Here is a 14,714-nt window from a genome sequence, read left to right on the forward strand (position 1 = left end):
GCCAATCTGAAGTTTTGTTCGAAAAGCATTGTGGCTCTGTTGCTATGGACGGCAATAGATCGGCAAGAAATCCCACCTGTAGTCGAATTTCCTTGTTGGGAACTCATTTAGTTGAGAAAATATTCACCGAATTTACTTGCCACGTCGACCACACGGTTATCGTCAGTTTGAATGGAGTTCGCGGGATTGCCTCCTCCAAGTTCAGCCTTAGGGGAGGTCATCCAAAAAGCTCGTTGCCAGGGCGTCATATCGGCCGGCAGCGCCTTTAACACAGTTTCAATCAAGGGAAGCGGAGTTCCGTCTTCTGCGAACTGAAAAGATGGGTACGCGTCGATGCCTTCATATAGGACAGAAAAAACCTTTCCGGTCCTCTTCCAGATCTCACCTATTCGCGTGATTTGCCAGGAACCTTTCTTCCACTGCGCATGTACAGACCCATTGTCCAGCAACGGATATTTCCGGGCAAACTCATCTTTGCGGATGTCATCGACCGCGCAAAACGGTTCTTCGAATTTGGCAAAATACATCTTCTAACCAACAACACTTGTTGAAACACACAGGTCTATACTGTCAGAAACCCAACTTCTTGAAAGTAAGATTGTTCACACACTGTAATACGCTCTTTAGTGAGGGCGCAGGCTCACGTTATTGAATTTTAATAATTTATTTAAAATTCAGTTCGAGGGGAAATCGCCATCTGCTCAGCGTGAAAGTCCACAATGCCGCAGATCGGGGCGACAATCATTGCAACATGAACGTATTGATCACACATCATGTATGAGCCGCGTAGAGGTCTGCATCGAATGGGTTATACGAAGACTGCATTATTGATGGCCGCAATGACGGCCTTGTTCATGGGGTTGGGATACCTTCTGGCAGGAGCGGGCGGCATGCTGTTCGCATTGGTGCTGGCAGCAGGCATGAACCTGTTTACATGGTGGAACTCAGACAAAATGGTCCTTCGTTTGCACAACGCAAGGCCAGTTTCATCTGGTGACCATACGGGGTTGTCCCAAATGGTCGGGGATCTTGCAAAGAACGCGGGCATGCCAAAGCCCGCTGTGTATTTGATTGAAACACCCCAGCCCAATGCATTTGCTACTGGGCGCAATCCCAACAACGCTGCCGTTGCCGTCACTACGGGGTTGCTACAGACCCTCACAAGGGATGAACTGGCGGGAGTTGTCGCGCACGAACTTGCACATATCAAGAACCATGACACTGCGATTATGACCGTAACTGCCACGTTCGCGGGTGCAATTACGATGCTAGCAAACTTCGCACTGTTCTTTGGTGGAAGACGGGATAGTGCCGTTGGTCTAGTGGGGACCATTGCGCTGATGATCTTGGCTCCTTTGGCTGCGGGTTTGGTCCAAATGGCCATTAGTCGGACAAGAGAATACGCCGCCGATCGCGTCGGCGCCGAGATTTGCGGTCGACCTCTGGCATTGGCGTCTGCCCTCGAAGGTATTCAGCAAGGCGCTGCAAGCATCGACAACGATGCTGCCGAGCGAAATCCAGCGACCGCACATATGTTCATCATCAATCCACTTCATGCGCACTCACGTGACAAGCTGTTTTCAACTCACCCGTCGACGGCAAATCGGATAGCTGCGTTGCGAATGCTAGCCCAGCAGTCGAACGCAGCCGACGAAAGCAGCAACACTCGAAGCACTAAACCATCATCCAGGACTGGCCCTTGGGGGTGAAGGTCGCATGCAGGAACTGTTTCTAGTGGGCCTTGTCAGAAGAAGTCATCTTTAAGCGGACAGGGCTTTTCCTAGCCTTCGCCACAAACAAACGCTCTCCTTTGACGTAATTCAAAACCGGCCTCGATTTTTTCCCTTGATGTCACAGGGCGTTTTTTTGATCTGAAGGAACGTTCAGGCGATGCTGTCCGGCTGGGAGGATTGACCATAAGTGGGAAAGCGATCCACCACTGGCATCGTTTCGGTATACACACGGTCTCGGATAAGCGCGAATATCCAGAAGTCCGGAAGGGTTGTTGACGTGTATGAAGTAACGTCAGCGCTGCGCATGCCCTGAAGCACAACGTCGACCAGAAGCAATTCCGGTTGCGTGCGGTCAAGGACTTGCTTTGCTGTTTTCAAATTGTAGGCACGCAACAATTTCAACGCCTTCTGGGTGGGTCAACAGTTCTAAGACAGTCGAGCGAGCTTCGTCCGGCGCGACAAAAATCATATGAACTGAAACCATCGTTCCGAACTCCTGATTGTCGCTGTGAACGAGGTTTTGGGTATGCGGTTTCATAATGACCGATCGCAAAGCGGTTGGGCCGCTGATTGAAGTTCATAAGGTGGGAGAGGTGGTTTTGAGCGCCCGTGTATGAGCGTGCGCCCAATTAGCAAGGATACACTTCCCAAGGCCAATCCCAAGACGAGAGCATTGGCAAAGAAGACGCCGCCAAACAGGGATGCGGCGATGTTTCCGGGCTGCTGAACAGCCGTTCCTGTCACGATTTCCAACCAGTCATAAAGGTAAAACGCGAATAGAACAGACAGGCCCACAGGCGTAACGATGAGTGCCGTCCCAAGGCAAATCAAACCGCGACCGAGCAAGGCTCGTGGCGTCTGTCCTTTGAGCACGAAGGCAGCTATTGCCCCAAAAATGCCGAGAGCGAAGACTAAGTCCACTGGAAAGGCCAGGTCACCCGAGACAGAGCGTGCGGCGGCCGAGATGAGAGGCAACAGGATGAAAGTGACGAACCCCGCGGCAAGAAGTCCGGTGAATGTTTCAGGCAAAGAGCGCGAAGTCAAAAAGTTACCGCGTTCTTGTTGATGGATAGGAACAAGCCCGGCCGGAGAAACCTGACCGAACTGTGCTGACAGTTTGTTTGGACGAGATGGCATCATGGCCCCGAGTTTTGTTGATGTTACGGCGGTTCAATTGGCCGCTTGTGCCCCTGAATTTGGTGAGCAAGCGTTTTGTTTCTTTTGGCACCTGGTCAAATTCTTGTGGAAGTTGGACAAGTTGAGTTGGAAGGATTGTTTAGAGCGTTTGGCTGAACGCGGGACGGACACGGTTGGCCTGCTCGCACCGCGACACTGTCAGCCATGGTGCCTGTTGAACCTCTGTCGCACGCGTGTTGTATTGGAATATGGCCGATGGGTATCGATAGATGCGCTGATTTCGAAACCCAATAGTTGCAAACTACTGAAAACTGAGCGGCCCGTCCCTAAATCGGAAGGGTTAGATTTCCACCTGCATGTCAGGTCAAACCGACGGATCCACCGTGATATCAGGAGAGCACATGTCTGCTTTTGACCAAACCGCGTCGTCTTTCACCAAAGCCTCGGATTTGCTGGTCGCAGCGCTCGAGGCGGAGGGCGTTGAGTATATTTTCGCCGTCCCAGGTGAGGAAAACCTGGATGTGCTGGAGTCTTTGAGAACGTCCAAGATTGAGCTTGTCCTGACCCGTCACGAACAGGGCGCAGCGTTCATGGCGGCGACATGTGGGCGTTTGACAGGAAAAGCCGGCGTCTGCATGGCAACACTGGGCCCCGGTGCCACAAATTTTGCCACACCCGCCGCCTATGCGCATTTGGGTGGAATGCCGCTGGTTATGATCACGGGCCAAAAGCCGATCAAAAAATCGAAGCAGGGCCAGTTTCAGATCATTGATGTGGTGGGATTGTTCGACCCGATTTGCAAGATGTCCAAGCAGATTGTGCATGGCAACACCATCCCCTCGTTAATCCGCGAAGCGTTTCGCGTCGCGCAAGAGGAACGTCCCGGTGCCGTTCTGTTGGAACTTCCCGAGGATATAGCGGCCGAAGATACCACCGAGCCGGTCCTGCAACCTCATCCGCGCTACTACGCCGTGGCTGGTGACACAGTTCTGAATGAGGCGGCTGAGATGATCCGCTCGGCTAAAATGCCTTTGCTTTTGTTGGGGGCGGGAGCCAATCGAAAGCATGCTCGCAGCGCACTCAGCCAGTTTGTGAATGACACGCAGATTCCGTTCTTTGACACACAGATGGGCAAAGGCGTTGTGGACGAGCGCTCAGATTTGTTTTTGGGAACGGCCGCTCTCTCCGACGGTGATTACCTACATTGCGCCATCGAGCGGGCCGATCTGATTATCAACGTGGGTCATGACGTGGTGGAAAAACCGCCCTTCTTCATGAAAGAAGGTGGAACCAAAGTGATCCATGTGAATTACAAGGCCGCGCAGGTTGACCAAGTCTATTTCCCGCAGGTCGAGGTTGTCGGCGATCTGGCTCAATCCATCGAGCGGCTGGGAAAGAAGCTTGATGGCCCCTTGGAGTTTGATCGCAGCTACTTTGAGCGGGTCAAACAGGAAACCGATATGCACATCTCGGCAGGAGCAGATGATCCGCGTTTTCCAGTGATCCCGCAGCGCTTTGTTGCCGATACGCGCAAAGTCATGCGTGACTGCGATATCATCGCATTGGACAATGGCATCTATAAAATATGGTACGCGCGAAATTATCAGGCCTACCAGCCCAATACAGTCCTGCTGGATAACGCACTGGCCACGATGGGAGCCGGCCTTCCCTCAGCCATGATGGCGGCCAAACTCTATCCTGACCGTCGCGTCATGGCGATATGTGGCGACGGCGGCTTTATGATGAATAGTCAGGAGGTTGAGACCGCTGTTCGACTAGGGCTCAATCTGGTTGTGACCGTGCTGAACGACAGCTCGTACGGGATGATCCGCTGGAAGCAGTCTCACGCCGGGTTTGAAGACTGGGGGCTGGAGTTCAAAAACCCTGATTTTGTGCAATATGCCAGTAGCTATGGTGCGACCGGTCACCGGGTAGAGAGAACTGAGGATCTGGTATCCACCTTTGAGCAAGCGTTTGCAGCAGGTGGCGTCCATTTGATCGATGTTCCTGTCGATTACAGCGAAAACCAACGGGTACTGATCGATGAACTGGCCGAAAAAGTCTGTTTAATCTGATCCGTTTTTCCAAGGTTGGTCAGTGCAACGTGGCTTGAGGTGGGCAGGGCGGCATGTGACCACTCGCTTCTTTACATCGTCGGTTAGTGAAGCTCAGACTGTAAGTCTCTGGAGCTTTTCGTAGGCTGGGCCATTGTTTCGGGCAATGACCGTAAATCACGAACGCGTCTTTCTCTGCGGCCAGTTTCATCAAGCGTTCTGCGCTGGCATTTGCCGCGGCCTCGTTCCAAGCCCCCACGAACTTTTCGTCAAATTCCTCCACTCTTGAAATCGCGTCGCTGGTCAACATCACCGCTCGTGATGGCAGTTCAACCAACAGTGCGATTTGCCCCGGCGAATGACCCGGCGCTTCCAACACTGTCAGCCCCGGACCAACGCGCACATCGCTTTCAAGCAGTATATAACCGCACTCTGGCCAGTCTAATGGTTGCGCGTTACCCCAGTACAGCGGCTTGGCGAGTTTGCGTTCCTTGGCAGAGATCAGGATCGGCGCCTCTGGAAATGCATGCAACCCGCCCACGTGGTCGATGTGGGTATGCGTGCAAACATGAAGTGTGACATCTTCAGAGGTTAACCCCAGCTTTGCCAACTGTGCTGCAGGCAGGTTGTCTGGTGTGCACTCAAGCACCTCGCCAAACTCATCCAATCGATCTTCTTCAGAAGCAGATTGGGCATTCTTAGCGTATTTTTCCGGGAGGCCAGTGTCGACAAGGATCGTTTCATTTTCATCCGTCTGGATAGCAAAACCCGAAATGCCGATTATGCGACCGTTGGAGTGAACTTTGAACAAACCGTAATCCAACACGGCAAGGCTCACCGGACGACCTTTGATAAAACCTTCAGCTTGCACTCGGTCTCTCCTCCGTTGTCAGGCAAGAACTTGACGCACAGTTCGAAAGTCAGTGCACATACGCAATTACGATACCAAATGGATGGCGGGGTGCCTCCCTGGGTAGTCAATCTAGCCAACCCACATTTAGTACCACAGAAAGATTCAAAAGTGTTCTCTTGGCCGTGTGCCGTTGTTGGTAATGCGTGCTAGCTTTGCGGTAACGACGGGGCAACGGTATTGACCAACGACAAGAAACACGATCCGCTGGATGAATTATTGCGCGCTCGACTGCGCATTCCGGTTGGCGCCGACCTGAGGCTAAGGGCGCTATGCCAGTTAATGAAGGGTGTTGACTGGATCAGTCGCACCACGACCGGCCAAGCGTTTTTTGCATTGAACGAAACCGAACGAATTCTGTTGGAACTGGATGAACGTACTGGGCACGACTTGGTACGAGCGGTGCTTGCGATGAATGGGGGAACTGTTGTCAAAGCCCACGGTCTTGAAAACATTCCAGCCAGCGGCCCCGTCATCATTGGATCGACACATCCAATCGGCACTTTCGATTTTTTGGCACATGCGGGAGCTCTGCTTGACCACCGTTCAGACTTGAAAGTCGTCGCCGGTCGCGAGGCCGAGCGGTTTCTTGGGCGCGATTTGATCGTACCGGTGGACTTGGACCGACAGGACAAGGTGCTGACAGCGCGCCAAACTCGGGCCGGCATGTTGGCACATTTGGAACAGGAGGGTGCGTTACTGGTTTTCGGCTCGGGCCGCGTGCCAACGTTGAAAGACGGGCTTCTGATTGAGCCGCAATGGCGAACCGGGGTTACTCGTGTATCCGCAGAAAGTGGAGCGCCGATTGTTCCGGCCTCGGCGAACATGCGTAATTCGCGGCACTACTACCGAACTCGACGATTGGCTGCGCTACTCGGTGGGGGAAACGACGAGTTCGGACGCAGGGTGGCATCCTTAAGGTACGTGTCAGAGCTGATTGCCAAACTGGGTGGAACCTACAATGTGTATTACGGCTCAATACAGCCTGCGGGAACAGCACCGGACCTTCTGAAAGAGCTATCAGAAGGATTGGTTCCTGGTCTTTACAAATCCTAGGGCGCTACAGCAGGGCGAAAGAAAAGATCGGTCAGCACCCTGGGTTGTGGGTGTCATTGAGAGTTAGGTCGCGCGTTAGTTTTAGCCTAAGACTAAAACTGAGCTGGTAGGATATGCCTTGGTTCAGGTTTCGAAACCAATACCGAAATTCGCTTCCGTTCATTCCTCCATCTAAAACAACTTCAACCAGGAAAGATCGCTTGCCAGCAGAGATACACTCAAGCTGACACGCACCACCGCCTTCGCCGAGTGGCGCGAACTTAGTGCGGCGTAAAGGACAGCTATACTGGCTTAGCTGAGACTGGTTCGAATTTGTCTGACAGCACCCATTCGACATCGAAATTGGGAAGTGTCCCTCTGGTCACGGTTGTCCCCTGATCTATATGTGCCGAGATCAGGAAAGGGCCGGCCGCTACTAAAAATGTCTTCGGAAGAATGGGCGGAGAGCGGAAGTTCGCAGCAGCCGCACGGGGACTCAGATTGCAGGCGAAAGCCAGACCTTAAATTCGCAATACGATGATTGCTCTACATTGGAGAGAAAGGTCGCTTCAGCAAAAGGCCATCTAAACAATGCGGCATCAAAATACACTCCCGATCTTCTTACTTGGTGCTGTAAACTGGCTTGGTGATCAAAAAGCTGGCGGCGCAAGAAAAATGGTACTCGTGGAATTTCCTTGCAGAACTAACAGGACGGTGTTGAGATTGTTTCTGTCATTGGGAGGCTGGTCGGATATTGATTTGGCCAACGCAATTAGATCCACTAGCGACTTTGAGCGACCGCCCCTAACGACGAATTGACGAGTATCGCGCTGGGAATTTCGGCACGACACATAGGGGAGGAAAGAAATTGAAAAATCTGACGATAACGCTGGCGGGATCGCTGATAGCATTTGCGGCTTCGGTAAGTGCGGCCCAAGCTGAGAAGCTGACGTTTTACTGCTCGGCACAGGAAGATTGGTGTCAACTCATGGCGCGCAGTTTCGAGGATGCCACCGGCATAGACGTCAATATGACCCGCAAGTCGTCGGGCGAGACGTTTGCACAAATTCGTGCGGAAAGTTCTAACCCTAAAGGCGATGTATGGTGGGGCGGTACCGGTGATCCCCATTTGCAAGCTGCCGAAGAAGGCCTGACGATGGAATACGTGTCGCCGATGCGTGACCAGCTTCACGACTGGGCGATCTCGCAGGCAGAAAGTGCAGGTAACAAAACCATCGGAATTTATTCAGGCGCACTCGGCTACGGCTACAACTCCGACCTCTTGGCCGCGAACAGCCTGCCTGAGCCCGCATGTTGGAAAGACTTGCTGAAGCCCGAGTATAAAGGGCACGTGCAAATGGCGAACCCGAATTCCTCGGGCACCGCTTATACGACGCTTGCCTCGATGGTTCAGATATTTGGCGAAGACGACGGCTTTGAGTTCATGAAGGGCCTACATTCGAACATCAACCAATACACCAAGTCGGGTTCAGCCCCAATCAAGGCCGCCGGTCGGGGTGAGAACACCATCGGTATCGTCTTCATGCATGATGCGGTCAAGCAGGCCGTATCAGGTTTTCCGGTCAAGGTCGTGGCCCCATGCGAAGGCACAGGCTATGAGATCGGCTCGATGTCGATCATTGACGGCGCTCGAAATGAAGAAGAAGCCAAAAAGTTCTATGACTGGGCGCTCAGCCCCGAGGCCCAGAACCTTGCGCTTGAGGTTAACGCCTTCCAGGTTCCGTCCAACAAAAATGCGGAAACCTCGGAAAGCGCACCTGACATGAGCCAGATCAAGCTGATCGACTATGACTTCAAAAAGTATGGCTCGTCAGATGAACGCAAGCGTCTTTTGCAGAAATGGGACGAAGAGGTCTCTGTGCTGCCTCAGTAAGTGACTGAAACCACGTCAAAAACGAACCACCCGGTTCTAATCTTCTGGATTGCTGCCGGGTGGATTGGTTTCTGCCTGCTGCCATGGTTCATGGTAGAGGATGGCATTTGGTCATTCGTATGGCTGGTCGATGGATATCCGTTCGATGAAGATTATGCGCCCGCCGCTTTTCTGGTCGGACAAGGCGAAAAGCTGTGGCTTACGCCGCTTTTGGTCCCGCTTGCGTTGCCTTTGTTGGTACTCGGCAAACCGAAGTCCGATCCGCAATACGCGCGCATCCTGATTTTGGCTGGTGCCTTGGGTTTTGGCTGGCTGATTGCGCAAGGGTTCTCAATTGGCATTCGCGGGTTCAATTTCGACTGGATGAAGGCGCTGTTCGGAGAACCGAAGATCCGCCAGTTCGGCATGGGATACGGCGCGATGATCTGCGCCACAGCGTTCCTGTTCCTTTTAACTCAGGGTATTGCGGCGCGCGGCGCCATCAATGGCGACGTTTTCGTCGTCAGCGCTATTGGTGGCGTAATCACCATTGTTACAGTTTTCGTCTTCTTTCCAATTGCGAAGATGTTGTTTGCCGCCTTCGTTACTGAAGACGGTGCCTATTCAGTTTCGGTTTTTGCCTCGAAGTTCTTTGATGACCGACTTTGGGGCTTGGGTTGTTTTGCCGGTGCCAAATGCGGTGCCGCGTGGAACTCTCTGTTTCTTGCAATTCTTGTGGGTTTCATCACGACCGTGCTTGGCCTTTGTTTTGCGCTTGTCGTCACACGGTCGGGATTCCGCTTTAAACGCGGGATGCGCGCGTTGACAGTCTTGCCGATTATTACGCCGCCTTTCGTGATTGGTCTGGCACTGATCCTGTTGTTTGGGCTTTCCGGGTCGGTCACCAGATTTGTTGCCGAGATCTTTGGCGTGCAGCCGACGCGCTGGCTATATGGCATGCCCGGGGTGCTGATCGCTCAGACGCTGGCATTTACGCCAATCGCCTTTCTGGTCTTGATCGGGGTGGTAGAAGGGGTGTCACCATCGATGGAGGAGGCCGCCCAAACCCTTCGAGCCAATCGTTGGCAAACCTTCAAAACCGTGTCCCTGCCTCTGATGCGACCGGGCCTGGCTAATGCTTTTTTGCTGGGGTTCATCGAATCTATGGCCGATTTTGGCAACCCACTTGTCTTGGGCGGAAACTTCGATGTGCTTTCGACTGAGATATTTTTTGCCATCGTCGGTGCGCAGTACGATCAGGGCCGGGCTGCTGTTCTAGCCATGGTGCTCTTGTTCTTCACACTTTCTGCCTTCTATGCGCAGCGCGCGTGGTTGGGGAAAAAGAGCTATACCACCGTTTCCGGCAAAGGCGACGCGGGTGTACATCCCTTGATGCCAAGGGGCCTTGCCATACCGGTTCTGGGCATTGCAGTTGCCTGGGCGGTTTTCACTGCTGTGGTTTACGGGATGATCATCTACGGAAGTATTGTCGAACTGTGGGGCGTCGATAACTCGCTGACGTTCAAGCACTACGTCACTGCCTTTTCGGTCCGCTTCGAGGAAGAGGGTATTCGCTGGACCGGAGCCGCCTGGGACAGTTTCTGGACCACAATCACCATCGCCGGCATTGCCGCGCCTCTGACGGCCGCCGTGGGGTTGGTCACCGCCTATCTGCTAACGCGGCAAAGTTTTGCGGGAAAGAATGCGTTTGAGTTTGGCACGATGCTCTCTTTCGCTATTCCCGGCACCGTTATTGGCGTCAGCTATATTCTGGCATTTAATGTGCCCCCAATCGAGATAACCGGCACAGGCGTTATCTTGGTCGTCAGCTTTATCTTCCGCAATATGCCGGTTGGGGTTCGCGCGGGTATCGCGTCGATGTCGCAGTTGGACAAATCCCTCGACGAGTCCTCGCTAACGCTTGGTGCGAACTCGTGGCAGACATTCAGGCGAGTGATCCTCCCGCTTTTGCGGCCGGCAATCCTGGCTGCGCTGGTCTACAGCTTTGTCCGGGCAATGACGGCGATTTCGGCGGTGATATTCCTTGTTTCCGCCGAGTATGACATGGCCACCAGCTATATTATCGGTCGGGTCGAGAACAACGATTACGGTCTTGCAATCGCATACTCCACAACGCTGATCTTCGTGATGTTGGCGGCAGTCGGGATGTTACAAATCCTCGTAGGCCGTGTTCAGATTGGGCGACGTACACAACTCGGAGCAGAGAAAACGACATGACCGAAACGACTATAGCAAGTAAGGCCGCGCCTGTTCGTTTCGACGGTGTCTCGAAAGTGTTCGGCAAGGATGTGGTGGCCGTCGACAGCATCGATCTGCACGTCCAAGCGGGCAAACTGGTGACGCTTTTAGGCCCCTCAGGCTGCGGTAAAACGACGACGTTGCGCATGATCGCAGGTCTGGAAATGGCGACCTCGGGCCGAATTCTGATCGGCGACCGAGACGTGACCAAATTACCCGCTACCGACCGTGACGTGTCGATGGTATTCCAATCCTACGCGCTTTTTCCTCATATGAGCGTGCTAGAAAACGTCATGTATGGGTTGACCTTTTCCGGCTTCGACAAGCGCGAGTCCCGATCGCGCGCGCTGCATGGGTTAGACTTGGTTGGCCTGAAGGGCTTCGATAATCGTTTGCCAAGCGAACTTTCCGGTGGGCAGCAACAGCGCGTTGCCGTCGCTCGTGCATTGGTTTTGGAGCCACAGGTTTTGCTCTTTGACGAACCTCTCTCAAACCTCGATGCGAAACTGCGTCGCCAAGTGCGCGAAGATATCCGTGCCATTCAGCAAGATCTCGGTTTGACCGTCGTCTATGTGACACACGATCAGGAAGAAGCCCTTGCCGTTTCAGACGAGATTGTCGTCATGCGCAACGCTGCTATCGCTCAGATCGGAACACCGCGTAAACTCTATGATGCGCCGGTTGACCGGTTCGTGGCCGATTTCATTGGTGAGGCTAACCTGATCAATTGCACTATCCTTTCTGTTGAAGGCGGTTTAGCCACGATCGAAATCGAGGGCTATCAACATACGCTCCCCTCTCGTGGTCTAACGCCTGGACCAGCAACGCTGGCCGTGCGCCCGTCACGGATTTTGATTGGATCTGATACCGGCATCCCGGCCAAAGTTGCCAAGGCGACCTATGTTGGCGTGCGGATGGAGTACACTCTGGCCGGTGCCTTCGGGCAGGTATTTGCTGTGCAGGACGACGTGGACGAACCGCTGGAAATCGGTTCGGATGTCAAAATGTCTTTTGCCGGACGCGGCCCCGTTCTGTTGCCGGAAGGGTGATGTGGGTAAGCTTTTAGTCGTCTCTCACCCGGAGGTCGTAGTCGAACCGGAGACACCGGTCACCGAATGGGGTTTGAGTGAAATTGGCCGCGCCCGAGCCGGCACATTTGCACAAAGTCAGACCATGTCGTGCGTGACAGATATATGGTCCAGCACCGAGCAAAAAGCGTCCGAGACAGCGGCTATCCTTGCAAAGCCTTTGGGGCTGGTCGCGAAATCCGATCCTGGACTGGGAGAGAACGACCGAAGCACTACCGGATTCCTTCCTCCCTCGATATTCGAGTCCGCCGCTGACACTTTCTTCGGGGCACCCAATTCCAGCTTTCGTGGCTGGGAAACAGCCCATGCTGCGCAATTGCGCATCGTTCAAACAGTCCTGTCAATCGTCAAAAACCACGACGGAAGAGATCTGGCCATTGTAACCCACGGCGCGGTCGGGACACTGCTTTGGTGCCATCTGGCAGGGAAAGAAATCGACCGGCGGTTTGATCAATCTGGGCAGGGCCACTTCTGGCGCGCGGATATTAAAACTCTTCAACCCGAATTCGGGTGGCGCCCGATTGCCTGAAAGGCGTCATTCGTTCCAAGCGTCTTCGCAGATCATTTTCAAGGTCTCGAACACGGCTGGTGTACCAGCGATCACGCGACCACCATCCCTGATCATCCCGTCGGCGTCCTGATCCTCGATCTCGCCACCTGCTTCGGCAATCATCAACTGACCGGCGAGGCAATCCCAGGCGTTCATGTGCTCTTCAATGTACCCCAAAAGACGTCCCGCCGCGACATAGGCCAACGAAAGCGCACCGCTTGCATTGCGATGATAGAGAGCGCCACGTTCGATAAGGGCCGCAATCACCGGAATGACCTTTGATGCTTCGACCCGGTTCGAATAACCAATTGAGACGGTTCCACTTGCAAGTTCCACGCTTGAGGCAACTTGCATGGCGTGTCCATTCAAAGTGGCACCTTCGCCTCGGATCGCCACGTAAGTTTCACCAACGTTTGGCTCGAAAATCACACCGACCTGCGTCTGACTGTCTGAAACGCCCGCTAAGACAATCGTCCAGGCCGGTATGCCATTGACGAAGTTTGTTGTTCCATCAATCGGATCAATCACCCAGTCAAAACCGCTGGAGCCAGCTTTTTCGGCGTGTTCTTCGCCATAAATCCCATCATCGGGAAAAGAGTTCATAATCTTTTGACGAATGAAGGTTTCGACGTTGCGGTCCGCCTCGCTGACCCAGTCCTGGGCGCCCTTTTGATCAATGACCAAGGTGTCTCTGGCAGCAAAATACTCTAGCGCAAGCGCACCCGCCTCTTCGGCTACCGCGACGGCGAAGTTTCTTCTTGCAATGATGTTATGCATTGATCCGCTCACTTCCTGCTGAATGCATCACCACATCTAAGGGAAGGCGTGTCGGAAAACAAAACAGTGTTTGTCAGGCTAAAATCCACTTTCTTCGCGTCAAATGAGTTTCTGTCGAAAGAATACCCCTATTAAAGCGCTCATTCACTTCCACACTGTGGAGTCGCACGTTGCTCGTGACCAACGTCGGCTTTCTTTGGAGAACGCTGCATCGCAGCGATTGAAGTTGTAACGACTGTCCGCTTTGGGCCGTTCACACCTTAGCGAAGTGGGGCAGTCGAATAGATGCTAAGATTGCTCCAGCGTCTGCGTTGAGCCTCATTTTGATCGATCCCGCACCACGCACCTATGTCTGAACTAAGGTTCCAAAAAGTATGAAGAGGCACATACCCCTCCACTTGAACCTTGGCGCTATTCCTCCGGGTCAAAATGTACGTTCATTGGACCTTCCCATTGAATCAACAGAATTGTTGGTTCATCGGTAGGAAACGCGTCATTATGATACTCTCTCCCAGGTTGATACCAATAGTGGCCGAGGGTTTGCAGCGGCACTTCAGCTTCACTTTCGCCTTTAATGTAGTGCTTAGCTGCACCGGATACGACAAGGCCGTGATATCCATGGGTATGCGAGTGCATGGCCCCCGGGAAACTTGGGGGGAATTTCATAAAGACCGCCGACGGACCTTTCTGGGGATTGCCCCACAAGACGGCAAGCTCAAATGGAGCACCGACGGGCTGGAAGAATTCTGCCTCTTCCAAGGCAATTCTGTATCAGTTTTTTGCCGTTTCGGCGTTGACAGACAAAGTTACTGTGCTGACAAAAAGGCCAGCCACGCCAGCAATCTTAGCGATTGAATTGAACATGTTTCTTGCTTTCATCAAGATGTGTCTGCGACTGTTACGGGGCGACTTCACCACGCCATCCGTGCGAGAACCCGATAGTGAAATTGGCTGGCAGTATCGCTGTCCGAAGATCAATGATGGATTGATACTCATCACTCTTCCAGAAATCTTCCAGAATTTCGCGGGATGGAAACCGTATCATGGTAAGACCTGCGCCCTCTGGCCAGTCTCCTTCAAACTTAGATATGGAGGAATCTCGCGCACCTATAACGAGGAGTTCGCCTTCAAACTTTTCCAGAACGTAATTGGCAGCTTTTGCATATTCGCCAAAATTTTTCATATCTCCTTGTTCTGTGAAACTGAACATCAGATAGGCTTCTTTTCCTGATGGCATGTCTGGATTCCTCTTAAGTTTCTTAGATTAACTTCTGTTACCGCCCTTCACAGGGCAAAGC

At 53.1% G+C, this 14,714-nt stretch carries 13 protein-coding genes and 1 pseudogene; 8 read left to right on the forward strand and 6 right to left on the reverse strand.

Annotated features, from left to right (window positions below; all coding sequences use genetic code 11):
• Positions 1 to 107 precede the first annotated feature (107 nt).
• On the reverse strand, positions 108 to 527 hold the full coding sequence (locus tag AC2FIO_RS00005; protein WP_496694873.1) for a hypothetical protein: 420 nt from the start codon (positions 525 to 527) through the stop codon (positions 108 to 110).
• 276 nt (positions 528 to 803) lie between these two features.
• Here AC2FIO_RS00005 and htpX point away from each other — a divergent pair, with 276 nt between their 5' ends.
• On the forward strand, positions 804 to 1,709 hold the full coding sequence (gene htpX / locus AC2FIO_RS00010; RefSeq protein ID WP_496694874.1) for a zinc metalloprotease HtpX: 906 nt from the start codon (positions 804 to 806) through the stop codon (positions 1,707 to 1,709).
• Positions 1,710 to 1,883: 174 nt separating this feature from the next.
• Here the strand turns inward: htpX and AC2FIO_RS00015 are convergent, their stop codons facing one another.
• Positions 1,884 to 2,111, reverse strand: a complete 228-nt coding sequence (locus AC2FIO_RS00015) for a hypothetical protein (RefSeq protein ID WP_496694876.1) — start codon at positions 2,109 to 2,111, stop codon at positions 1,884 to 1,886.
• 1,160 nt (positions 2,112 to 3,271) lie between these two features.
• Between AC2FIO_RS00015 and AC2FIO_RS00020 the strand changes: the two genes are divergently transcribed.
• Positions 3,272 to 4,945 carry an acetolactate synthase large subunit gene (locus AC2FIO_RS00020; RefSeq protein ID WP_496694878.1) on the forward strand — a complete coding sequence of 558 codons (1,674 nt, stop codon included), beginning with the start codon at positions 3,272 to 3,274 and terminating at the stop codon, positions 4,943 to 4,945.
• Positions 4,946 to 4,964: 19 nt separating this feature from the next.
• On the opposite strand, the gene AC2FIO_RS00025 is transcribed toward AC2FIO_RS00020, so the two are convergent.
• Positions 4,965 to 5,795: an N-acyl homoserine lactonase family protein gene (locus AC2FIO_RS00025; RefSeq protein ID WP_496694880.1), complete on the reverse strand. Its 831-nt coding sequence runs from the start codon at positions 5,793 to 5,795 to the stop codon at positions 4,965 to 4,967.
• Positions 5,796 to 6,014: 219 nt separating this feature from the next.
• Between AC2FIO_RS00025 and AC2FIO_RS00030 the strand changes: the two genes are divergently transcribed.
• From AC2FIO_RS00030 to AC2FIO_RS00055, 6 genes and pseudogenes are all read left to right on the forward strand, one after another.
• Positions 6,015 to 6,890, forward strand: a complete 876-nt coding sequence (locus AC2FIO_RS00030; RefSeq protein ID WP_282150813.1) for a 1-acyl-sn-glycerol-3-phosphate acyltransferase — start codon at positions 6,015 to 6,017, stop codon at positions 6,888 to 6,890.
• A gap of 133 nt (positions 6,891 to 7,023) precedes the next feature.
• Positions 7,024 to 7,164: pseudogene (locus tag AC2FIO_RS00035) on the forward strand (IS6 family transposase); the annotation flags it as partial.
• Positions 7,165 to 7,737: 573 nt separating this feature from the next.
• Positions 7,738 to 8,763 carry an ABC transporter substrate-binding protein gene (locus AC2FIO_RS00040; protein WP_496694882.1) on the forward strand — a complete coding sequence of 342 codons (1,026 nt, stop codon included), beginning with the start codon at positions 7,738 to 7,740 and terminating at the stop codon, positions 8,761 to 8,763.
• Positions 8,764 to 10,980 carry an ABC transporter permease gene (locus AC2FIO_RS00045; protein WP_496694884.1) on the forward strand — a complete coding sequence of 739 codons (2,217 nt, stop codon included), beginning with the start codon at positions 8,764 to 8,766 and terminating at the stop codon, positions 10,978 to 10,980.
• Entirely contained in the window at positions 10,977 to 12,050 is a 1,074-nt protein-coding gene (locus tag AC2FIO_RS00050) for an ABC transporter ATP-binding protein (RefSeq protein WP_496694885.1), read from the forward strand. Before AC2FIO_RS00045 ends, AC2FIO_RS00050 begins: the two co-directional genes overlap by 4 nt.
• 1 nt (position 12,051) lies before the next feature.
• Positions 12,052 to 12,618, forward strand: a complete 567-nt coding sequence (locus tag AC2FIO_RS00055; RefSeq protein ID WP_496694887.1) for a histidine phosphatase family protein — start codon at positions 12,052 to 12,054, stop codon at positions 12,616 to 12,618.
• Positions 12,619 to 12,624: 6 nt separating this feature from the next.
• Here the strand turns inward: AC2FIO_RS00055 and AC2FIO_RS00060 are convergent, their stop codons facing one another.
• The 3 genes from AC2FIO_RS00060 to AC2FIO_RS00070 all read right to left on the reverse strand — a co-directional run bounded on the left by AC2FIO_RS00060 (position 12,625) and on the right by AC2FIO_RS00070 (position 14,653).
• On the reverse strand, positions 12,625 to 13,416 hold the full coding sequence (locus tag AC2FIO_RS00060) for an inositol monophosphatase family protein (RefSeq protein ID WP_496694888.1): 792 nt from the start codon (positions 13,414 to 13,416) through the stop codon (positions 12,625 to 12,627).
• A 411-nt stretch (positions 13,417 to 13,827) separates the two neighbouring features.
• Complete coding sequence (locus AC2FIO_RS00065) at positions 13,828 to 14,175, reverse strand: cupin domain-containing protein (RefSeq protein ID WP_496694890.1); 348 nt, start codon at positions 14,173 to 14,175, stop codon at positions 13,828 to 13,830.
• A gap of 139 nt (positions 14,176 to 14,314) precedes the next feature.
• Entirely contained in the window at positions 14,315 to 14,653 is a 339-nt protein-coding gene (locus AC2FIO_RS00070; protein ID WP_496694892.1) for a DUF1330 domain-containing protein, read from the reverse strand.
• Between the last annotated feature and the right edge of the window lie 61 nt (positions 14,654 to 14,714).

It is taken from the genome of Ruegeria sp. CDSB086 (assembly GCF_059611065.1).

What these genes read in the sequence shown, in the direction of transcription:
- AC2FIO_RS00020 (WP_496694878.1), top strand. Translation starts at nt 3,272, where the DNA reads ATGTCTGCTTTTGACCAAACCGCGTCGTCTTTCACCAAAGCCTCGGAT.
- AC2FIO_RS00060 (WP_496694888.1), bottom strand. Translation starts at nt 13,416, where the DNA reads ATGCATAACATCATTGCAAGAAGAAACTTCGCCGTCGCGGTAGCCGAA.
- AC2FIO_RS00005 (WP_496694873.1), bottom strand. Translation starts at nt 527, where the DNA reads ATGTATTTTGCCAAATTCGAAGAACCGTTTTGCGCGGTCGATGACATC.
- AC2FIO_RS00070 (WP_496694892.1), bottom strand. Translation starts at nt 14,653, where the DNA reads ATGCCATCAGGAAAAGAAGCCTATCTGATGTTCAGTTTCACAGAACAA.
- htpX (WP_496694874.1), top strand. Translation starts at nt 804, where the DNA reads ATGGGTTATACGAAGACTGCATTATTGATGGCCGCAATGACGGCCTTG.
- AC2FIO_RS00050 (WP_496694885.1), top strand. Translation starts at nt 10,977, where the DNA reads ATGACCGAAACGACTATAGCAAGTAAGGCCGCGCCTGTTCGTTTCGAC.